This window comes from Crocosphaera sp. UHCC 0190, from assembly GCF_034932065.1.
Taxonomy (GTDB): domain Bacteria; phylum Cyanobacteriota; class Cyanobacteriia; order Cyanobacteriales; family Microcystaceae; genus UHCC-0190.
Window position 1 is genome coordinate 202291 of the sequence record NZ_JAYGHP010000006.1, and the last position, 22623, is coordinate 224913.

Here is a 22623-nt window from a genome sequence, read left to right on the forward strand (position 1 = left end):
TTTTGAAGATGACAATGGGTTAAATTCCGTAGAAAACCAACCAATTAAGTAGGGGTCAACGGCCGTTGCCCCCTACACAATTATGGATAATATTTGACAAATTATTTAACAATTAAGGCTAATAAAAATGAGGTATACTTTAGAAGTAGAGAGAATGATGATGTTAAATTCAGTAACGATTTATGACGGTAAACCCTTTTGATTTTAGCCATTATTATACTTATCAAGAACTCTTAGATTATTTGCATCAGATGGCTGATGCTTATCCCCAATTGATGCAACTGAAAATTATTGGCAAAAGTTACGCTGAAAGAGATATTCCTATTGCTATTCTTACTAACCAAAATACCGGAAATTATCTAGAAAAACCTGGCTATTGGATCGACGCGAATACCCATGCAGGTGAAGTCACAGGATCGGCAGTTGCTTGTTATATTCTCTATCATTTATTAACTCAGTATCAAACGGAAAAAATTGCCACTCGTCTTCTCGATAATTACACTATTTATATATTACCACGAATTGCCATTGATGGGGCGGAAAAATATTTAACAACACCCTATCGTTTGCGTTCGAGTATTCGCCCTTATCCCTATCCTGATGAACAAGATGGACTCCATCAAGAAGATGTTAATGGGGATGGATTAATCTTACAAATGCGAATCAAAGATGACTGTGGGGCGTGGAAAATTTCTGACCAAGAACCCCGCTTAATGGTAAAGCGAGAACCACAAGAATTTGAGGGTACTTATTACAATATTTTACCTGAAGGTTTGATCCTTAATTATGATGGTTATGAGGTGAAATTAGCACCTACCTTGGAAGGGATGGATTTTAACCGCAATTATCCCTATCTTTGGTCACCAGAAGGGGAACAAAGAGGGGCCGGAGATTTCCCCTTTTCTGAACCAGAAACCCGCGCAGAAGCAGAGTTTTGGCAGCAGAATCGTAACATTAATGGCTTTATTAGTTATCATACTTATTCTGCGGTAATATTACGGCCTTATAGTACCCATGCGGATGAACATTTTCCCGTTGCTGACTTAGAGATTTATAAACTTTTAGGGGAGAAAGGAAAGGCAATAACTGGATATGAATGTGTCTCTGTTTATCATGATTTTCGTTACCATCCTAAAGATGTTACCTATGGGGTGATGGATGATTATGCTTATGATCATTTTGGTTGGTTTGGGTTTACCATTGAGTTGTGGGATGCTCCGAGAGAAGCAGGAGTTAAAAAAGAAAATTATACTGATTGGTCGGGTAAACATCCGATTGAAGATGACTTAAAATTGTTTAAATGGAATGATGAACAATTAGAAGTAAAAGGGTTTATTGATTGGCAATCTTTTAATCATCCCCAGTTAGGAGACGTGGAAATTGGGGGATGGAATTTTAAGGAAATGTGGCAAAATGCCCCGATTCAATATTTACCAGAAATCTGTGAAAAGCAGTGTCAATTTTCTTTAATGAATGCCTTACTTTCCCCCTTATTAGCTATTTCTAAGACTAAAATAAATCATCAAGGGGCGGATATTTATCATCTGGTGGTTGAATTAGAAAACCAGGGATTTTTTCCCACTTATACCAGTAAAAAAGCCTTAGAACGTAAAGCGGTTCGTCCCATAGAAGTAATCTTATCCTTACCGGAAGATGTGAGGTTAATTAGTGGACAATTAGAACAAGAAATTAAGCATTTAGAAGGTCGTTCTAATAAAGCTTATAATACCTTTGCTAAAGGGACTGATTATCGTCGTCATTTAGAATGGGTAATTCAAGGGCCTGTGAATAGTATAATTGAGGTTAAAGCTTGTTCAGAACGGGCAGGAACAGTTAAATGTTCTTTAAAATTAATCTCTTAAAGTGACTTTTAAAGCATAAGAGGAGAATCGTAAAAATGGTTAAATTAGCAACTAAACTATATTCATTTGAAGAATATCTAACCTATGATGATGGAACAGATAACAAGTATGAATTAGTCAATGGAGAGTTAAAAGTTATGCCGACTGCTAGTGGTTTTCATGCTTTAATTTTGCATTTTATCTTTAAGATGTTAGAGCAAGAAATTGAGCGAATTAAACAGCAATGGAAAGTGATGCCTGGTATAGTAGGGGTAAGAACAGCGAAGACTAAATCAAGGATTCCTGATTTAGTCATTTTATCGGAAAGTCAATGTCAAGAAATTCGGGAAATGACGACTGCTGTATTAGAATCTCCGCCGCTTCTAGCAGTAGAAATTGTTAGTCCTGGGAATGCTGATGATGACTACCGTTATAAGCGTTCTGAATATGCCGTTAGAGAAATTCCTGAATATTGGATTATTGATCCAGATGCTAAAAAGGTGTCTATTTTATTGTTAGTTTCTGGGTTTTATGAAGCTACTGAATTCACAGAAGAACAGGAAATTAAGTCTGAGCTTTTTCCAGATTTAAAGTTAAGTATTAAACAAATTTTTGAAGTATAATTTTAATATTCTTAATATTACAGAGACAGACTAAAGTCTGATCCTAAATACACAAAGCCTCCCTGCGGAGGCTAAATAAAAAACCCGCGTAGGCGGGTTTTGTTTGTCTAGCTAAACCCTTAAGGGTTTAACTTCAAAAAATCTCTCTAAATCTCTTCAGGATCAACAGGGAAATAAAACTCAATTTTTTGATCTATTAAATGTTGATTATTGGCTAAGATTTCTTTTTTAAAGTTCCAAGCTAATACATAATAGATGTCAGGCAATTCTATTAATTCTTTTTCGATCACAATAGGAATGTGCATTCCAGGGGAATAAAGTCCCCGTCTTAGTTCATTTTTCTCGACTAAACAATCAAGATATTGTGTCCCTACCCCAAAATAATTTAACATGGTATTCCCCTTAACGGGTGCGCCAAATCCCCAGATAATTTTCCCTTCTTGTTTAGCCTGATCTAAGTAGGCCAAATTATCAATCTTCATCTGTTCAATGCGTTTAGCAAAGTCTAAATAAGTCGATAATTCGTTACTCTTTTCATCCACTTCTGCCTGACGCATTTTTTGCAAGCGATCGCTTGGTTCTTTTTGATATTTATGAGTAACAAAACCAATAATTGAACCACCATGAATGGGAGATAAATAAGCATCAAACATGGATAAACCATGACGATTAAGTAACACTTCAATGGTGTTTAAGTTATAATATAATAAGTGTTCATGATAAATTTGATCAAAAGCTAAATTATCAACAATTCGCTTCATATAAAGAAATTGTACGACAAAAACTCCATCATTTTCTAAAGCTTCCCGAATGCCTTCGGTGACAGAATGTAATTCTTCTAAATGGAAAAATACCCCGGCTGCATTAATGGCATGAAACTTACGCTCAAGCTGTTTTACTACGTCTAAATTAAAGAAATCATTAACTGTCGGAACCCCTGCATCAGTGGCAATTTTTGCCGTTGTTTTTGAAGATTCTACCCCTAAAACATCATAGCCTAATGCTTGAAAATGTTTCAGTTGTGTCCCATCATTTGAACCAATATCTAAAACCGATTTATTTGGAGTATCTTTAAAGAAGCGATCATCGACTTCCTGGGCAACATTTTTAAAGTGTTCACTCAGGGATTTTGTCACACCAGATAGATAGGTATGATCCCCAAACATGATTTCTTTTTTAACAGTATAATCTAACTGCACTGTCCCACAATTATGACAGTAGAGAACCCGCAAGGGATAAAAAGGTTCTTTTCCTAATTCTTCGGGTTTTAGGAAATGATTACACCAGGGTTGATGTCCTAAATCAATGGCTAATTCTAAATTAGTGGAATCACAGACACGACAATTCATAGACATTCAAAAATTCTAATTATGTTAACATTGGAAGCAGATCAATTATAACCTTTGTTAAGAACATTAATTTTTAAGATTCTGCTTCTTTAAAGTCTTGATGAGTAAACCAAAATAAACCACCATTAAGCCAAACACTGTTATCTTCTTGCCAGTCTTCTAAAATAGCAGAAAATGCTGATTCTAATTCAGGTTTAAAAGACATATACATGGCTGGCATTAATACTTTAATACGATGGGCTGCTGCTAGGAGATAAACGCCTAACATATATTGTTCATTCCAGTACCAATTTTTAAAACTATCAGGATAATCATAGGGAAGTACAATATCATGAATTCCGATAATTACCCCTGGTTTTAGTATCGGTAAAACATCCATCATAAATACTGTTACATCAGAATTCATAAAGGATCGATGACTACCATCTAGAAAGACAATATCTCCTGCTTCTAACTGAGAAAAAATACTCAAATCACAAGTTTCTAAGCCAGCACGAATCACCCGATCGCATACTGCGTCAACTTCAGCGCGAGGCTCAGGATCAATGGATATAATTGATGTTGCTAAATTGTGATCTTTAATTGCTCTTGCTGTAAATAAGGTACTGGCACCAGAGCCTATTTCTAAGTATATTTTGGGCTTTTTATCAGCAACAAAGTAATAAATTAAGGCAGCATCAAAGGCATTCAGTGGCGTTTTTAACCAACCAGGTTCCCCCGGATTTTCGTGATCAAAATTGGTGTTAATTTTATCAAAAAATGGTTTGAAAGAGGCTAATTTTTGGAGGTTTTCACAATGTTCATCAAAATTTTTCTGGCAAAGTTCACTTAATCCTGGATGAATAGGTTTTGTATAGCCCCACCGAGGCTGATAATCTCTGGAAGGAGGGTATTCTAGGGCAATATAATGTTTGCCTGTGTAAGCATTGAGTTGAGGGATTAATTTTTCAGGAGAAGAGAGAACATTAACAGATTTTTCAATATCAATGATAGATTGTCTGTTCTGTTCAACGTAGTCTTGTAATTGTTGTATTGAAAATTTTAATTGACTATTAGACTGCTGAACACTACCAATTAAATCATTGGTATCAACTAGAGATTGATTAATCATATTTTCAATTTCTAGTAAGCCTAAGCTTCGTCTTCTTAAATTTTTTAACCAATCTTTGAATTTGTTCATAGCCTCACCAATAAAAAATAACTACTTTTGGGAAGATAAGGGAGTATCACCTAAACTTTTCTGAAGAATTTTCTCCGATAGTAATAGTTTGTTTCGGCCGATTTGGCCGCCGATTATAATACTCTTCTCCAAACCCTAATTTTTCCCGGACTAAATATAGGGGACGACGTTTATCTTCCCGATAAATACGACCAATATATTCACCAATTACCCCTAAAAAGACTAATTGAATTCCACCGATAAACAGAATAGCAATGAAAGATAAAGTCCATCCAGGAACCCAACTTAAAGTAAATAATCGTACAAATAAGGCATAAATAATGCCAATGATAGAGAGTGCAAAAGCCAACAAACCAGCCCAAATTGCCAGTCTTAAAGGAACTAAAGAAAAGGATAAAATACCGTCAAAGGCAAAGCGAATCATTTTGAACAGTGGATATTTGCTAACACCCGCTAAACGGCGACTCCGTTGATAGGGAACAGCAATTTGACTAAAGCCTACCCAGCTTACCATTCCCCTCAAAAAGCGATCGCGTTCTGGCATAATTTTTAAGGCTTCAACAACGCGCCGATCCATTAAGCGAAAATCCCCTGTATCTAAGGGAATTGGCACATCAGAGAGACAATTCATGAGACGATAAAAAAGTTTCGCACTCCAAAGCTTAAAAGGGGTTTCTCCTTGTCTATCGATACGAACCCCATAGGCCACATCATAGCCTTGATACCATTGATTGAGCATTTCTTCAATGACTTCTGGGGGGTCTTGTAAATCCGCATCAATTAACACCACTGCCTCCCCACAGACATGATCGAGTCCTGCGGTAACTGCCATCTGATGACCAAAGTTTCGGGATAAGAGAACTGCTTTAACTCGTTGATCGTTGTGTTGTAATTGCTTTAGCAGTTCAGCCGTTTTATCCTGACTACCATCATCAATATAAATTAATTCAAATTGAGGAGTTAACTGTTCTAAAACAGCCACAAGACGGCGATGAGTTTCATTAATGACTTCTTCTTCGTTGTAGCAGGGGATGACAATTGAAATAAACACAAGGTTATTTCCTCAATTAACGGCTGAAAGATTGATAAGGTATTGCCCTAAAATATAACACTCTTAACTGTTCTTAGGTGTACAGAGTAAGGTATGTTCGATCATCTCCATTTGATAGCCTAAAGATTTTAAGAAAGGTTTTACTTCTAATAAGGCGGATTTACCTGTTTTAACATCAGCATGAATATCAATACAAAGATAGGGCGTATACTTTTCTAAGGTAGATTTTGCACCATATAGGGCATATAATTCAAATCCTTCAATATCAATTTTAATCGCTTTCGGCTGTAAGTTATTAGCTTCTACATAATCATCAATAGTGGTCACAGGAACTAAATAACTGATATGCTGACGACTAAGATTTACATCCGGTGCATTTAGGGTTGAAAAATCTGAGGCCCAAGAGATATCTTGATCCGATGTATATTCAATAAATTCCGCTTCTCCAGGGCGATCGCTAATAGCAGCTTGCACAACTTTAATGTTTTCAATGTTGTTTAATACTAACATTTCTTGTAGTAATTTTTGGGTTTTTTTCGCGGGTTCAAAGGCATAGATTCGCCCTTTTCTCCCCACTGCTTTAGCTAAAGGTAAGGTGATAACGCCATAGGCCGCCCCAATATCTAAAACCACATCCCCATAGTCAATTTTTGAACATAACCAATTAACACAATGAGTCTCAATTAAGAAATGGAATTTTTCTTCTTTTCCCAAGACAAGACAATGTTGATACATTTTCAGGGGTTCAATTGGGGCTAAAATATCGACTTCGTTAAGACGACATTTAATCCATCCACCTGAATAAATTTGGTTGAGAAATTGTTGGGTTAAATCTCGTTTTTGGGCGTGTAAAACCCGATCAATGTCAGTTAATACGTCAATAATACCAATTACTCCTCGCAGTTTCGTAATGAGATAATCCTTAATGTCCATACTTAGCAAAATTTTCCATAAATGGCCTACCAACACTCATTTGAAGTTATATAGACTCCTGAGTGCCGTCATAAAGTTCCTGACAGACAGATGTGAAATTAATGTGCTATCATACCCCAGGTTTGTTAAAATGTCTATCCTTTAAGTATTTTTCTGTTTTTTAATTCTCTCTACTTAAAAAATTGATGACCTGGCCAACTCTAAAATTCAGCAAAATTTCTAGCTTATATTTTTATCTATTACTAATCATAATATATTTTTTATTGGGGATATATTTAATCACGCAAACCTCAATTACTTCTGATGAATCTGCTTATATTGGGGCAGCTTATTCTTATACTCAAGGAATTGGACTTAATCAAGAGCATCCTCTATTTATTAAGTTGGTAAATTCTGCAATTATTAATCTATTTTTTAGTGATTATACAATAACAATTCCTCCCATTAATATCGTGCCTGGAGAAGAGAATAGTGAGGCACGTCTTGCGGCTTTTAATGTGGGCTATCAATTTTTAATGATGCGGCCAGAAAATTTTGATAAAATTCTTTTTTCTCTACGAATTTGTTACTTGTTATTTAATAGTTTATTTTTGATATTTTTATATATTTATACATTTCTTTTAAAAACAATAGATGCTAAAGTATCTTTTTCTTTGGGGATTTTATTTGTTTTCTCTCCTAGCTTTTATGGTCATAACTTTCTGATTGCTTTTGATGTTTTAGTGAGTGTTTATTCTTTACTGACAATTATCTCGTTGATGGGAATTATTAAAACTTTATTTTCGCCTCAACCCAAACATTTGTTAAATCAATTTATTTTATTTACTTTTATTTGTTTTGTTGCAATTAATGCTAAATTTAGCAATTTAATTTTAGTCCCTATTATTGTAATAAGTATTTTAACCTTATCCTTATATTTAATTAAAATTGGTAAGAGAATATTAGGAATTAAAGTTATTATTCTATCATGCTTAAGTGGGTTGGCTCAACTGTTTTCAATCATTTTAATGTATGCTTTGTCATTTAGAAATCTTCCAAATCAATCAATTCTTGAGAACTTTAACCGCTATAGCCAAGGAATAAAGATGAATTTAAGCACTGCGGGAGGAGTTCGTGAGCCTTTTTGGAACGGTCAATTTGTCTCGATTACTTCTCTTGAATATTTAGGTAAAATATTTTGGTTTAAAGAAAATCCAGGATTATTTATATTAGGAAGTTTCTTAATTATTCTTGGTTTGTACAAAATCATAACTGAACGACAGCAATTAATCAATTTTTTTAGAAACTGGAAACAACCACAAAACCTAGGCAAATTAGGAATAATTATCTTAGGCATCTCTTATCCTCTATGCTACTTTATTTTAACCCATAAAAGTCGCTTTATTATCGGTTATCGTTATTTTTATCCTTTAATTATTTTTCTGTATTTCGGAATTTCTCTATTAACAACACTCATGAAACAAAAATGGCAACAATATGTAATCATTAGTAGTCTTAGTTTATATATTTGTTTAGGATGGCTTGGGGTTTCACAATCTCTTAGTTATGTTAATCCTTTATGGACGCAAGAAAAGTGGCAACTGACGGATGATTCAACCATTAATTGGGGACAAGAAACCCAACATGGGGTACAATATCTCCTAACTCATCGTCTTCTACCGGAAAAGAACACTGATGTTATTACCCATCAAACCTTTGGTGTTAATATCAATTTTATCCAATATTTAGACCTTCTTGGACGACAACAAAATTATCCTCTTGATATTCAATCCTATTATGCTCATCCTCCTTTTAATGCAACTAAATCAGACATTAATCAACTATCCGAAAAATATCTACTAATTGATAGTTCAGTTAAACAACAAATTGTTGCTAATGCTCAAAAAAATCCGATTGCTGCGAAAAATTTAGAATTTATCCAAACCCATCAACCTCTTTACTCTCATAACGATATTATCTTCATTTATCAACTCAAATTTAACACAACGCCTTAATGAAGTCCTTTAAATTTAAAGTCTGGAAATCCTTTAATTTCTGGTTACTCAACGAGAGTCATCACTTATTAGTTATCTTACTGTATGGAATTATTGCCTTTAGCTTAATGGCCCCAATGGCCTCAAATTCCGTGATTTTTTCCACTGGAGAAACAGTCCCCCATTTAGCTTATATTATTCAAGGACGGATGGCCTTAGAAGAAGGACAATTTCCGTTACGGGTTGCTCCCTATGAAAACAACGGTTGGCGTTATGGGAGTTTTCAATTTTATAGCCAAATTCCCTATACTTTAGGTGGCCTAATCTACAAATTTCTGACCCCTTATAACCCTTACATAGCACTAAAAATGATGCTTTGGGGTTCATTAGTCATCGGGGGATTTTTCATCTATCGTCTGAGTTTGTGGCTCACCCGTAGTCAACCTGGAGCCATTTTAGCCGGACTTTCTTATTTATCGGCCCCTTATTTTCTTAATACAATTCATGCTCGCGGTGCTTTTCCAGAAGCCATTGCTCAAGGTATTTTACCCATTGTTTTATATTACGTTATCAAAACCTATAGTAACCCGAAACCCCAATATATTTTACTGAGTAGCATTGCTTGGTTTGCCTTAGCAACAACTCACATTATTACCTTTATTTATGGTTCCCTATTTTTAGGAATTTTAGGGCTATTAATCATTGTAAAAACACCAAAAACCCGTGCTTTAATCAATCCATTAATTCGAGTCACAGTGGGCTATATTTTGGGGTGGTTACTAGGTTTTTATTATCTCATGCCCGTAGTTCTAGAATCCCAATATGTGAGTATGCGGTTTTATGTTGATCAAGTGAGTCCCTATATGACCAACTGGATGACTCCCTTGGCTAACTTACTCTCTCCTACGGCACTTTCCCCCTCACCCAGAGACGAAGGCATTACCTACGGCTTAACTCCTGCGGTGGGTTGGATTTTTCTCGTTGCTTGGGGAGTTGTTGTTTATGATTACTATTCAGCCAAACCCTTGCCCCCTCGTTTGAATCCGACTAGCTCTTATCTATTTGGCCTTATTTGGATTTTTCCCCTTGTACTCTTCATTACTTGGAGTCCCATCGATTTTTGGGCATTTTTACCGAAATCCTTGTGGGTGACACAATTTACCTTCCGATTTCTGACTCATATTATGTGGTGTGGGGCCTTATTAACGGGTTATGCGATCGCCTTACTCTTTCCCCGAAGGTTCTCTAGTCGTCATTTGTTAATCGGAATTTTCCTGATAGTTATGGTTAGTCGCCCTTGGCTGCCAATTCCGAGGGGAACCATTACCGTAGATCAAGTGGTTGAAAATCCCCAATTTAGTAAATCAGGAGCCATTGATTATCTGAATCGCAGTGTTATTAAAACCTTATATGGCAAGGCTCAACTACCCTTGTTGAGTAATACCTGGATTCCCAGTTATAACAGTTGGGAGTCTTTTGATCGGAAGTTTTTGCCCGTAATTGGAGAAAATGAACCAAATTGGCGAATTTTACCCCTGTGGCAAGAGACAGATAAACCTGTTTTGGTGATAGAAGGTAAGGTGACTCCAGAAACGGTGTCCGATGCCACCACCTTATCCGTTGTCGTCTTACAGAGATATTCCGACGAAAACAAACAAATTTTAGGAGAAATTCCCCTTAATCAACCCAGGTTAAATTGGCGTGTCCCCTTTGATCTTACTAAGTTGAATCAGTTAGATCTAGCTCCCAAAGAGTTTCGTCTACAATTCGTGGTTAAGGGCAATATTGATAATAACCAACGTCCTCAGATTGAAGTAGATAACCTGTTTTTTGAGGGAATATCCCCCGAAAACACCGTAATTCCCCTTGAGACAACCAAAGATAAATGTACTCAACAAGGAATTAAAACTTTGTGTGAGGTATCTGTCGGAGAAAAGGCTCAAGTCGTTCAACTTCCTGTACTTTACTATTCTAGAATGCAACAAATCAAAATCAATGGTCAATTAGTCGAGTATTTTCCTGTCAATTATTATGACTATAATTTAGTGGGTGTTAGACTGAAACCCGGTAACTATCAAATTCAAGCTATATTTACAGGATTAGTTTGGGCAAACTGGATTAGTTTTTTCGCTTGGCTAAGTGTCATTATTATGGGCATGAAACTTTTTTGGGGAGGCAAGAAGCAGGAGGCAGACGTTAAAGTTTAGATTGTTCTACTGATTTAAAAACCATTCTGAGACAAGAATTTCAGCTTTAAGGATCATCATTCAATGAAATTAACCAAAAACTTGCAACCCATTTCTCATTTTTTTGAATCCCATAAAAACAATTTATCAATTTTAGTTCTTTATGGCGTAATTGCTATTAGCTTAATGGCCCCAATGGCTTCCTCTCAAGTCATTGCCCCTTATCCTGATACTCCTTCTCATGTTGGTTATATTGTCCAAGGACGTATGGCTTTAGAAGAAGGTCAATTTCCCCTACGGGTTGCCCCAGTTGAAGATAATGGATGGCGTTATCCTGGCTTTCAATTTTATAGTCAATTCCCCTATTTTTTTGGGGCATTAATTTATAAATTTCTCTTGCCTTATAATCCTTATGATGCCTATAAGTTAGTAGTTTGGACAGCTTTATTAGTAGGTGCATTTTATATTTATCGCTTGAGCTTAAAACTAACTGAATCCCAAATCCCCGCAATTTTAGCAGGTATTTCTTATATGTCTGCTCCTTATTTTCTCAATAATATTCATGCCCGTGGAGCTTTTACAGAAGCCATTGCTCAAGGGATTTTACCCATTGCTCTTTACTATGTTATTCAATGCTACAACACAGGTAAAAAACGAGACATTATCCTTAGTGGCTTAAGTTGGTTTTTATTAGCGATAACCCATATTATTACCTTTGTTTACGGAACTCTTTTTATTGGGCTTTTAGGCTTAATTGTCATCTTACAAACTCGAACCACTGATTTTAAATTATCTCGACTCATTCCCGTCGGTAAAGCTTATGGTTTAGCTTGGTTGTTAGCCATTTATTTCCTGGCCCCAGTCGTCTTAGTTTCTCGTAATCTTTCAATCAACAAACAAATCAAAGCGATTAACCCATTTGACACCAGATGGTACACTCCCCTAAGTAATCTTCTTTCCCCAACTTCTTTACCTCCTGCTCCTACAGAAACAGGTTTAGCTCCTACCTATGGCTTACATCCAGCGATTGGTTGGGTTTTTCTAGCCGCTTGGGGTGTGGCTATTTATTATTATTATTTCTCTCGTTCTATTCCGGCCAAACTAGAACCAACGCGCCCCTATTTAATCGGATTACTTTGGGTATTTATCGTCGCTTTATTTGTCACTTGGAGTCCGATTAATTTTTGGATAATCTTGCCCCGTCAATTTTGGGTTGCTCAATTTACATTTCGGTTTTTAACCCATGTAATGTGGGCTGGTGCTTTATTAACTGCCTATGCAAGTATCCTGATTTTTCGCCGACGTTTTGATCGTCGTCACCTCATTCTTGGCATTCTAATTATTGTTTTAGCGAGTCGTCCCTGGTTGCCAATTCCTCGGAGTACAGCAACGGTTGAAGACTTATTAAAAGAACCATTATTTCGCTATTCTGGTGCTTTAGATTATCTTTATCGTACCCCAGTTAAAAAGTTATATGGCAAGACAGATTTATTATTATCTCATCCTGACTGGATTCCTGGGTATAGTACCTGGGATACATTTGTTAATCATCCCTTAATTTTAGAAGCAGAATTATATTATCCGGTATGGCAGAAAAATGAAAAACCAGTGCTACATCTTCAAGGAGAAATACCGTTAGACAATATTGCGGATAAAGCATCTTTAGAAGTTCAAGTTAATGGTCAAAGAGTTGATATCATTGATCTTGTTGATCGTCAATTAGATTGGCAAGTTCCTTTTGATAAAGTTGCGGTTAATGATGAGAATTTTGGTCTAAAATTTCTAGTTAATGGTGCAACTAAAGATGGTCAATTTTTCAGAATTCGGGTTAACAAACTCTGGTTAGAAGGATTATCCCCTGAACATACCACAATTCCCGTCAGTGAAACCCAAGAAAAATGCTCACAACAAGGAGTTAAAACGGTTTGTGAGATAACAGTTAAGCAAGATGCTCAAATCGTTCAATTGCCTGTTTTATACTATAAAGGAATGCAAAAAATTTGGGTAGATGGGCAAAGAGTAGACTATTTTCCTGTGTATTACCGAGATTATAATTTAGTGGGGTTAGATCTCAAACCAGGAACCTATAAAATTGAAGTAACCTTTCATGGTTTAGCTTGGGCAAATTGGATTAGTGGGTTAGCTTGGTTAGGATTAATTGGTGTAATTTTTAGCCCAATTATTCAACGAAAATTAAATAAATAGTTAAGTAAGGTGAGCAATGCTCACCCTAGGATTTAATCTTAACTACTTGATAAATTTCTTCCCCATTAATATCCTTAAAATGCTCAAGGGGTTGCGGTTTATATCCTTTACCGATTATGGTTTCTAATTGCTGGGTTGTAGTAATATAAAGACACTGTGAATTGAAGGAACTAATTTCATTCAAATTTTCCACTTTCCACCGTCCCATATCTAATCGATCAACTGCTATATCAACCCCTAACTTTTGATAGTAATTAGGGTCTAATTTTCCATAAAAAGGAACAAAAATATAGATATGTTCTCCATACACATTGGTATCAATTACAATACAATCAGATGAGGTTTTATCCCCATAAGTGATCACTGATCCCATGGTTGGCAACCAAGCATGAGTCAACCAGCGAGGATAGTCAATAAAATAGCGATCGCTATAAAGTACCAAAGAAATTGAAATAATTAATAACACAATAAAATTGACAATAAATCTTGGATAAAATTTAATTAAATCAACTATTTTAGTGATGCCATAACCTGAAATAATAGCCAATAAAGGTGCGCCAATAATTGCTCTGAGAGAATGAATTTCTGAGGTTAAAGCAGCAGGTAATGGATATAATATTAACCAAATCAAAAAAATAATATTTTCTTTTCGCTTTTCTTTAATCAGATAAAATAGTCCCAAAGGAATTGTAATCATCTCAAAGTAGTAAAGTTCCCCTCTATGTTGAGGTAAATGACGAGGATTAAGATCGCCTTTAAAAAATAAAAATTCAGGACTAAAATGAGAAAAATAAACTTTAATTATTGTTAACCAATTACTTGATAAAATAACATCATTGGCTCTGGTCATTCCTTGAGGAGAGATATAGAAAATAAGTTGAGGAATAAAGAATAGTAAAAATAAAATACTTGCTAACAATGTATAAAATTTATGTTGCCAGAGAAATTGATAAAAAATGAAAATTAATCCTATTAAAAAAAGAGGTACGAATACCCTAGCAGACTGATAAGTAAAAATACTAATAGAAAATAATAAACCCGATAGGGGTAAATATTTAGGCTGTTTTAAACTCTTGAAAAAGAAAAGTAAACTTAAACAAAACAAACAAGGAAATAAGATAGCTCTAAAAGCAATACGGCTAAATTGAATATGCCAAGGATAAATCGCTAATAATAAAGCAGAAGATAGAGCAACACGCCGATTAAAAACCTCTTTAACTAGATAATATATAATCAAAACTGTTAGGGTTCCAATCATCGCTGAAGTCATTCTAGCGGCAAACTCATTTAACCCCAAAATTTTAATAAAAGGAACCATTAAGTATATATATAAACCTTCTCGATAATCATTAGCTGATTTAAACACTAAGGGTAAAAAATGACCATATTGATCTTTACCTGTACGGAGAATCGAATAAGCATCATAAGCATTAGATGCTTCATCAGGAAAAAAACCATTCGGAATTTTATCTAAAAAAACTATCCGTATAAAAGCAGCAATTATTGTAATAATACTAAGCTTTAAAACTTGCATATTTTGGCATTTATTTTTGATAAGTTTCACCCCAAAGTAAAATTAAATTTAATTCTAGCTTTGTTTTTTAAGTTCAACTAATCTATATTGTTGGACACCACTGATATCTCTAGTTGAATAAATTAACTTTTCTTGGTATTTTTTAGATAAAACTTCACCATCTTTTCCCTTGATGATGTTATTATTTTCAGGATTGGGGCCATTATAAAGAAGATAAAGACAGTTAGTATTTAGTTCATCAATTTTCTTTTCTAAATTTTCGACCTTCCATCTTCCCATATCTAATTTATTTTCAACAACATCAATACCAAGCTTTTGATAGTCTGCTGGAGGCATTTTAGTAAAAAACGGAATCATGATGTAAGCATATTCACCATAGGCATTACTGCTATAAACAATACAATCATAAGAGGTTTTATCTGCATAAGTGATGGTTTCTTCTAAAGTCGATAACCAAACATCAGAATGCCACCGAGGATATTCAACAAAATATCGCTGAGCATAAATTGCTAAATTGGCAAAGATAACTGAGATCATAAGAAAAGTGAAAACCATTTTGATTTTACCTTTGCAGAAGTCAATTAATTGAATCGTTCCATAACCTGATAAAATAGCAAATAACGGGGTTGCTGCTAAAGTTCTGACGGCACTATAAGGAGAAATAAAAGCAGCAGGAATAGGATATAAAAACAGCCATAAAAATAATATCCACTTGCTAGAATTTTTATCCCTAATTAGTTGCATAATTCCAATAATTAATAAAGGAATTTGAAAAGAATATAGTTCTCCAGTCCTATCAATGGTGTGACGAGGAATAGGATCGCCTTTAAAAAATAGGAAATCAGGACTAAAATAGGATAAATAATCACTAATGATTTTATTGATATCTGTTTGAATCCCGACAGCATCTGCTCTGGCCATGCCTTCAGGAGAGAGTTGATAAATGAGTTGAGGGATAAAAATAGCCAGAAATGCCAAAAATCCTAGGACAGTATAGTTTTTATTTTTCCAAAGATGTTCCCAATAAATAACCCCTAATCCTAGCATGAACAAAGGAATAAAGACCCTAGCTGAATTATAAGTATAGATACTAATTCCAAGCATTAAACTAGATAAAATTAGCCATTTAGGTTGTTTAAAACTTTTAACAAAAAATAGTAAGCTCAAAGAAAATAAACAAGGCAGTAAAATCGCCCTAAAGGTGGTGCGACTAAAATGAATATGCCAGGGTAATATTGCTAAAAATAAGGCAGATAATAAACCAATTCTTTGATTAAAAATCTCTTTGCCAAGATGATAAACGATAAAAACCGTTAGAGTTCCAAGGATAGCAGAAGTGATTCTCGCTCCAAAAGGATTTAGTCCAAAAACTTTAATGAAGGGAACCATAAGGTACATATATAACCCTTCACGGTAATCATTCGCTGATTTGAAATACCAAGGCAAAAATTCCCCATATTGATCCCGTAAGGTATGAAGAATAGAATAGGCATCATAAGCATTTGACGCTTCATCTGTAAAAAAACCATTAGGAATTGTTCCTAAAAACATTACCCTTAGCAACAAGGCAAGGATTAAGATAATAGGAAGATAGGGAATGTTAATATTTTTAAACTTCAGCATTAGTTAAAGTTGCCTTGTAATAATTGATAAAAATAAACTATTGTAAGATTTTTCTCCCCTGACATTTATCTTCAATATATTCTGGACTCATCTCAAATTCTGACTGAAGTGAATATTGACGGGGGGGATGAAAATATGAACTATAAAAAAAGCTATGGGGAGCCTTACCAACTAAACAGATTTTATCGCCATCTTTGATCTTGTTGAAAGTCTCTTCTTGAACATTAACCTCCATGTACTTAGATAGAGACTCATAAGCAGGATAGGTAAAGAAACCATTAGTTTTGTGGACGAAAATTAGGATAAATGATGTTGCCACTAAGGCGAAATTTCTCGGATTAATAAATTTTTGAGAATATTGTTCAACCAGACGACATAGTAGATAACAATTTAAGGCAACAAAAACCATCATCCAGTACATATAATATCTTAGTTCATAGGCTTGAGGTAATAAAGGAGTCAGTCCAGTCATAAGAACCATAATGATAATGGCAGTTTTTGATTCCTTATTACTATGTTTCCAGCACAAATATATAAATAAAATCAAATTAAAGATAACATATCCCCCAAAATATCCCCCTAAACCAAACTTTTCTTCATCCCAAGAAATAAAGTCCATTGCTAATGTCCAAGGCCAAGGTCTTCGCTTATCAAAGACATCAATTTCTAGAATAGATCGTCCCCAACGTAAATGAGGGGGCAGTTTTCTAATATTTTCGTGCATGAAGTCAGGGGGGGCTTCATTATGGTTAAGAACAACTCCTGCAATTGTCACCTTAACGGGATAAAAAGGATTAGCATAAAGCACTGTATTCTTGATGGGAGTAATAAAAATAACAACACTTGCTAATAAACAAAGGAACAAGGTTCTTGAGGCACGAATTAATTTATTTTTATAATTACCCTTGAGTTGCCAATATTTACTAACAATTTTCGGTAAAAGCAATAAAAGGGCTATAAAAACAACAGGAATTAACTGAAATTTAGTATTAGCTGCTGCCCCTGCTGATAGAAAAATTAGTAGAAAAGTTTTATTGTTAAATTCAAGTTTATTGATATATAAAAGATAGGTAGTTAAAATAAGAATAGAAACACCAACATTGCCAGGTAAATCAATATAACTTCTAGCAGCGTGCATCTGAACCATTGGCACTGCTAAAAGAGTAAGAGAAGCAAGATAAAAAGGTATTTTGAGATAAAAACGCAAATAAGCAATAAATATTAACAAGCTAGAATAAGCCAGTAGGTTCGTGGCTTCTGGTCTTTTAAACATAACCCAGAATAAACCTTGTAACCAATTAGCTAACAGAGGAAATCCCAGAAAACGATGTTCTATATTATATTCAAAAGTATACTGTTCTGGGGTAATAATTCCCCAAAGTCTCGCAGCAAAGGGAAGATGATACATATAAGCATCTCCTCCGTAATTACCATCAAAAAAGCTAATTAAGAAAATTGAAAAAAGAATTGATATGGAAAAGAATGTCAAGATTGTTTTGACATTCATAAACTTGAGGACAGCCACCAGCATTTTCTCTAGTTTACTCAATTCTCTCGATTCTGAATCAATGGTTCGTAACCAATTAAAACTGATTAGAAAAATACCCGTCACACCGAAAACAAGTCTGACACTTCTTAATAATGAAGCATCAGCATAACCGATATAACCAATGATTCCTAATGCTAAAGTCAAGGCAATTAAACTTGTTCCCAAAACAAAAAATTGATTACCTTTTAACCGATAAAGACTAGGAATACTTTTAAAGGAAGGATAGCCTATGTAGGTCAAAAAGGCAAAGCCTAATAATACTATCCCTAGTATCAAACTAATTAATGGAATTAACATGATTTTAATCGCTAATCTCCCTGAGTCAGTAAGTTAGATATAAAGATTCGTGGGCAAATCTTGAAAATCAGAAATTTGAGTAATTTTTGCCCCCTGAACCGATAAGGTTTCATCACGAGTTCCATGAAGAAAATCAAAATATAAATCAACCTTTGAGGTTTCAGAAAGATGAATAACCCAGTCACGATAACTAGAGGCTAACAAGTTGCTATAGGCATGATAACGGAAGATCGGTTTATTGCCCACCTTAACACCACAAGTTAGGTCGTTATCTGTTCCTTGAGCCGTAAAAGCAACATCAATTAAATATCTTCCCCTATCAAGAATTAAAGGGGTTCTTAACCCAATTGAGCCATCAGGTTTAGACTGAAAATCAGCAGCCTCTAAAGTGGCAAAATCTTTGAAAGTAAAAGGAGGATTATAAGCTACTTCAGACAAGCGATCTTGGTGAATATAGAGATTATTGCGAATGCCTACTCCTGGGGGATAATCCTGGGGACTTTCAACTACTTGATAAGTGTTTAAATCTATGGCAATATAACCTTCTGCTCTTAAAAAATCGAGGCAATTCGTATCATCAGGCTGAGTTTCTAAAATTAAATGAGGTTTGGCTGATTTAATCGTATTGGCCATTCCTTTGATGGCATCAAATTCCGCCCCTTCAATATCCATTTTTGCCAGATTAGGCACTAAACCTGTATGTTTAACAAAATCATCTAAACAGATGGTTGAAACCTCATAAGCTGCCGTTTCATTAGGTTGATTATTGTAGATACTGTCATTAAGATGACTACCTAAATAAATAGGCACTTTGGCATAGGATTTATAATAAACAGCAGCATGAAATAATTGCACATTACTGCAACCACTTAACACTAAATTTCGCTGGCATTTATCCACAATTCGAGGGCTTGCTTCAAAGGAACAAACCACCCCTTTTGGCCCTACCATACGAGACATAATAGTAGTTAATCCGCCAAAATTGGCCCCAACATCAAAGACAACATCTCCAGGGCGACAAAGATCCCGTAATGCTAATTGAACAGGGGGTTCCCAGAAGTTTTCTTGATACCAAGGAGCGATACCATAAAGTCGAACATCTTCTAGTTTGCGATCAACTTCTAAAAGTTGATCAATTTCAGGAGCTAAGGCTCTAGCCAAACGAATTTTGAGCCAATTTTTCAAGTTATTAATCATTAGCTTTTTCTACCTCAGTTAACCAAAGAAATGCGTGTTGTTCATGACGGTTATCGTTAAAAATACGATAATTAGGAGCGAGTTCAGGACTCATCTCAGGACTCATCTTAGGATTCCAATAAGCCTGATGTTCTTGTTGAATTTGATTGGCAATTTTCCGAGTTTGTACAACCTGGCTTAAGGGAGAAAAGCGCGACAATTTCGGAATCCAATCTAGGGATCGATAGGCTTTCAATAAAGTCTCGATGCCTTTAAAATATTGCAAGGCTTTTGATTCAGGATGCACCTCTTTTAAATGTAAACTTAAGTTGTAAGCATACTCTAAATCCGTACTGGTGTGAGTGCAATAAGACTTACGATAACCTAAAGTTGAGTAAATTAATTTTTCAAGATCTTCGACATTTCTATTAGCAAAAGCATAACGAACTCCTGCTAAGGTTCGATGTAAATACCAAGCCCGCATATCTTCCATTTCTGCGGCGGGACTTTGGGTGGTTCTTTCATCAGGATAGTTCCAAAATACCCCTAAAGTTTGGTCAACAACTTTACTTTTAATGAAGGGTAACATCCGACTCTTAAATTCTGTATCCCCTGCTCCTCGGAAACTGCCATCATAGTAACCGAAACGATCATGAATGGAGCGACGATATAAGGCTCCTACCCAAGATAAATAACAAGTTTCTAAGTATACTAAATCCTGATGATAATTACTACGATTGTACGGCATAACATCATTAACCCAACTGCCGTTTTTATCAACACTGGTGACTAAACTATGACCAATTACCCAATCAAGTTCAGGATCTTTATCTAATTCAGCCGCCAGTATTTCTAAACAACCAGGTAAAATGGTTTCATCTACTCCTAAAAAGGATAAAAAACTTCCTCTTGATAGGTCAATTCCTCGGTTCCAAGCTGTCTGAATGGTTTCTCTTTGTTTAGATCTTGCGTAAACAATGGGCAGATTTAATTCAGAAGCTAATTGTTGAAAAACTTGGTATTCATCCCCTGGAGAACCACTATCCATTAAGATAATTTCTGCGTCTCCCCGTTGCATTAGGGTTTGATGTTGTAGGGTTCTCAAAAATAAGGGAAGTTTATCAGCCGCGTTATATAAAGAGACAATTACACTAACGCGATAGGCAGATTGATCGCGGCGATCATCAATGAATTCATAGTCCCGTTGTGGGTTTAATAAATTATCCGAGACACTCTGTTTAATTAATTCATAACACCGCGTTTCTCGTTCGGCAGGTTTACCATACATAGCCTCAATAACTTGAGCTTCACGACGAAAACCTTGATTATTTAAAGCCCGCATTACATAGGAAAGATCCCCAAATAAATCTTTATCTAAGAGGCGTATTCCTCTGAGTTTATAGGTAGCTGAAACCAGTTCATTACCCCGTATCTCTTCAATTCTAGCAATTTCTCGCCATAAACGAACCCGATCTATGCGGTAGCCATTACCTAAGCGATCCTGTAAACTTTGATTTTCTCCCCCAAAGGCTGAGCCTAATTTCCAGCATTCTTTGACTTTATTGCCTAGGTCTTTTTGGGTTAATTCTGACGCATTAAAAGTGAATTTATAGCGTTTAACTAATTTGGGAGCTTTTAAAGTTTGAGCATTGCGAGGTTCTTCTAAAGGCTTTCTTAGTTGCTCCTTTGTTTCTCCAATGGTGGCTTTAATTTGTTTATAAAGAGGTTTAATCTGGGACTTGATTTGGGATTTAATCCCTTTAATTGCAGGTAATTTTGAGAGACTAAATCCGACTTGTCCCGCTTCCCAATAATTAATCAATTGAGCATACCATTGACCTAATTCTTCATTAATTTCTGTATCAGACATTAATGGCTGATTGTAAATTTCCTCTAAAAAGAGATCAGATGTTTCTAAATTAGAAGAAAGGAGTGTATCGACTAAATGTTCCCTATATTCTTGATAATTATCGAGAATTTTTTGAATCTTAGGTAAAGAAGTATAGATATCATTGATGTCAATTTTTACAAAAGGAACATCAGGGAAACTTTCCTCTAAAAAGCGACAAACCCCTGCACCATTGCCAATGGCCGTCGGACAACCTGAAAATAGAGATTCTAAGGCAACTAAATTTAACGTATCGTATCGTGAAGGCAGAAAAGTAATAGATTTACTAGCAAATAATTCTACTAATTCTGAGGGAGTCATGGGGGGAAGCATCTTCAGATCTTTCTGTCGATGATTAATCATCTCCGCTAAATACTTTTGAGATGATTTAGTATTATTGTAATTGTAACTATGGGGGCCAATAATACGCGCTTGACTATAGCTTTTTCTAGGAATCCACCATGCCATATCAATGAAAATATCAGGGCCTTTTCTCTTTTCTGTCCTTCCGATAAAATTGAGACTGGGAGCAACTTCTGAGGGTAAACCTCTGGTGGGTTTTGGTAGATCAATAAAGTGAAGGGGATTATAATAATGGGAATCAAAATCAGAATATTCTCGCCATTCATCTAAATAGCTTTTACTAATTCCATAACGGAGATCTACCGCCTTATATTGCATTTTTTCTTGTAGATCTAGAGGAATATTAGCCAACCCAAAATCAAACCAATCTAGACGGAGAGTTTGAGAGATTTTTCCGTGCATTGACAAAGCAATGCGATTAAAGGTAATACCATAATGTTTAAGGGCAGGCCGTAAAAATATGCCCCATTGTTCATAGTCAGGGACATCAATGACATCAAACTGTTGATTGGCAGCAGAAGCGGCGATATTGCTGGCCATAACAAAGGCCCGTTCTACCCATTTTGGCGGTGTCACCTCGAAGAAATTTTTAAAATCAGTTAAGAGAAACTGTTCTTGATAAGAAAGGGCGTGAGCATTACTAGGCCGAGAGGTATTTCGTGGTTCTTTTTCAGCAATATAATAAAAGTCTATTTGGGGATTTTTTTTGATAATACTGCGATAAAAGGTTTGACCACCGCCAACCTTACTAAATAAATCGAAATCAGCAATAAGGACTTTCATAAGATATTAACTAATCACCTTGTTATATTGGGGCCTTGGTTCCCACGCTTAATCAATTTTCTTATCTAA

Annotated in this window: 14 protein-coding genes; 5 read left to right on the forward strand and 9 right to left on the reverse strand. The window is 35.4% G+C overall.

Going from position 1 to position 22623, the window contains the following annotated elements; translation table 11 throughout:
• The first annotated feature begins 182 nt into the window (after positions 1 to 182).
• Together VB715_RS11380 and VB715_RS11385 are read left to right on the forward strand one after the other, a co-directional pair.
• Positions 183 to 1862, forward strand: a complete 1680-nt coding sequence (locus VB715_RS11380) for a M14 family metallopeptidase (RefSeq protein WP_323301319.1) — start codon at positions 183 to 185, stop codon at positions 1860 to 1862.
• A gap of 35 nt (positions 1863 to 1897) precedes the next feature.
• The gene (locus VB715_RS11385) at positions 1898 to 2464 is read left to right on the forward strand and encodes a Uma2 family endonuclease (RefSeq protein ID WP_323301320.1); all 567 of its coding nucleotides are present in this window, start codon (positions 1898 to 1900) and stop codon (positions 2462 to 2464) included.
• A gap of 146 nt (positions 2465 to 2610) precedes the next feature.
• Here VB715_RS11385 and VB715_RS11390 read toward each other — a convergent pair whose 3' ends face one another.
• From VB715_RS11390 to VB715_RS11405, 4 genes are all read right to left on the reverse strand, one after another.
• On the reverse strand, positions 2611 to 3819 hold the full coding sequence (locus VB715_RS11390) for a class I SAM-dependent methyltransferase (RefSeq protein ID WP_323301321.1): 1209 nt from the start codon (positions 3817 to 3819) through the stop codon (positions 2611 to 2613).
• Between the two features lie 67 nt (positions 3820 to 3886).
• Entirely contained in the window at positions 3887 to 4993 is a 1107-nt protein-coding gene (locus VB715_RS11395; RefSeq protein WP_323301322.1) for a class I SAM-dependent methyltransferase, read from the reverse strand.
• Between the two features lie 46 nt (positions 4994 to 5039).
• A complete protein-coding gene (locus VB715_RS11400; RefSeq protein WP_323301323.1) occupies positions 5040 to 6044 on the reverse strand; it encodes a glycosyltransferase family 2 protein in 1005 nt (334 codons plus the stop codon).
• Positions 6045 to 6107: 63 nt separating this feature from the next.
• Entirely contained in the window at positions 6108 to 6977 is an 870-nt protein-coding gene (locus tag VB715_RS11405) for an FkbM family methyltransferase (protein WP_323301324.1), read from the reverse strand.
• Between the two features lie 185 nt (positions 6978 to 7162).
• Here VB715_RS11405 and VB715_RS11410 point away from each other — a divergent pair, with 185 nt between their 5' ends.
• From VB715_RS11410 to VB715_RS11420, 3 genes are all read left to right on the forward strand, one after another.
• Positions 7163 to 8971 (forward strand): hypothetical protein, encoded by a 1809-nt coding sequence (locus VB715_RS11410; RefSeq protein ID WP_323301325.1) that lies wholly within the window; start codon positions 7163 to 7165, stop codon positions 8969 to 8971.
• Positions 8971 to 11157 (forward strand): 6-pyruvoyl-tetrahydropterin synthase-related protein, encoded by a 2187-nt coding sequence (locus VB715_RS11415; RefSeq protein WP_323301326.1) that lies wholly within the window; start codon positions 8971 to 8973, stop codon positions 11155 to 11157. Before VB715_RS11410 ends, VB715_RS11415 begins: the two co-directional genes overlap by 1 nt.
• Before the next feature lie 63 nt (positions 11158 to 11220).
• Positions 11221 to 13341 carry a 6-pyruvoyl-tetrahydropterin synthase-related protein gene (locus VB715_RS11420; protein WP_323301327.1) on the forward strand — a complete coding sequence of 707 codons (2121 nt, stop codon included), beginning with the start codon at positions 11221 to 11223 and terminating at the stop codon, positions 13339 to 13341.
• 25 nt (positions 13342 to 13366) lie between these two features.
• Here VB715_RS11420 and VB715_RS11425 read toward each other — a convergent pair whose 3' ends face one another.
• The 5 genes from VB715_RS11425 to VB715_RS11445 are packed head-to-tail and all read right to left on the reverse strand — an operon-like array spanning position 13367 to position 22554.
• Complete coding sequence (locus VB715_RS11425) at positions 13367 to 14875, reverse strand: ArnT family glycosyltransferase (protein ID WP_323301328.1); 1509 nt, start codon at positions 14873 to 14875, stop codon at positions 13367 to 13369.
• Between the two features lie 54 nt (positions 14876 to 14929).
• A complete protein-coding gene (locus VB715_RS11430; RefSeq protein WP_323301329.1) occupies positions 14930 to 16498 on the reverse strand; it encodes an ArnT family glycosyltransferase in 1569 nt (522 codons plus the stop codon).
• Positions 16499 to 16535: 37 nt separating this feature from the next.
• The gene (locus VB715_RS11435) at positions 16536 to 18344 is read right to left on the reverse strand and encodes a hypothetical protein (RefSeq protein WP_323301330.1); all 1809 of its coding nucleotides are present in this window, start codon (positions 18342 to 18344) and stop codon (positions 16536 to 16538) included.
• 33 nt (positions 18345 to 18377) lie between these two features.
• Positions 18378 to 19541: an FkbM family methyltransferase gene (locus VB715_RS11440; protein WP_323301331.1), complete on the reverse strand. Its 1164-nt coding sequence runs from the start codon at positions 19539 to 19541 to the stop codon at positions 18378 to 18380.
• Positions 19534 to 22554 (reverse strand): glycosyltransferase, encoded by a 3021-nt coding sequence (locus VB715_RS11445; RefSeq protein ID WP_323301332.1) that lies wholly within the window; start codon positions 22552 to 22554, stop codon positions 19534 to 19536. The genes VB715_RS11440 and VB715_RS11445 overlap by 8 nt, the downstream gene beginning before the upstream one ends.
• Positions 22555 to 22623 lie beyond the last annotated feature (69 nt).

Bases quoted from the DNA above. Each gene is read 5' to 3' on its own strand.
- VB715_RS11380 (WP_323301319.1), top strand. From the start codon at position 183: ATGACGGTAAACCCTTTTGATTTTAGCCATTATTATACTTATCAAGAA.
- VB715_RS11385 (WP_323301320.1), top strand. From the start codon at position 1,898: ATGGTTAAATTAGCAACTAAACTATATTCATTTGAAGAATATCTAACC.
- VB715_RS11390 (WP_323301321.1), bottom strand. From the start codon at position 3,819: ATGTCTATGAATTGTCGTGTCTGTGATTCCACTAATTTAGAATTAGCC.
- VB715_RS11395 (WP_323301322.1), bottom strand. From the start codon at position 4,993: ATGAACAAATTCAAAGATTGGTTAAAAAATTTAAGAAGACGAAGCTTA.
- VB715_RS11405 (WP_323301324.1), bottom strand. From the start codon at position 6,977: ATGGACATTAAGGATTATCTCATTACGAAACTGCGAGGAGTAATTGGT.
- VB715_RS11410 (WP_323301325.1), top strand. From the start codon at position 7,163: ATGACCTGGCCAACTCTAAAATTCAGCAAAATTTCTAGCTTATATTTT.
- VB715_RS11415 (WP_323301326.1), top strand. From the start codon at position 8,971: ATGAAGTCCTTTAAATTTAAAGTCTGGAAATCCTTTAATTTCTGGTTA.
- VB715_RS11420 (WP_323301327.1), top strand. From the start codon at position 11,221: ATGAAATTAACCAAAAACTTGCAACCCATTTCTCATTTTTTTGAATCC.
- VB715_RS11425 (WP_323301328.1), bottom strand. From the start codon at position 14,875: ATGCAAGTTTTAAAGCTTAGTATTATTACAATAATTGCTGCTTTTATA.
- VB715_RS11430 (WP_323301329.1), bottom strand. From the start codon at position 16,498: ATGCTGAAGTTTAAAAATATTAACATTCCCTATCTTCCTATTATCTTA.
- VB715_RS11435 (WP_323301330.1), bottom strand. From the start codon at position 18,344: ATGTTAATTCCATTAATTAGTTTGATACTAGGGATAGTATTATTAGGC.
- VB715_RS11440 (WP_323301331.1), bottom strand. From the start codon at position 19,541: ATGATTAATAACTTGAAAAATTGGCTCAAAATTCGTTTGGCTAGAGCC.
- VB715_RS11445 (WP_323301332.1), bottom strand. From the start codon at position 22,554: ATGAAAGTCCTTATTGCTGATTTCGATTTATTTAGTAAGGTTGGCGGT.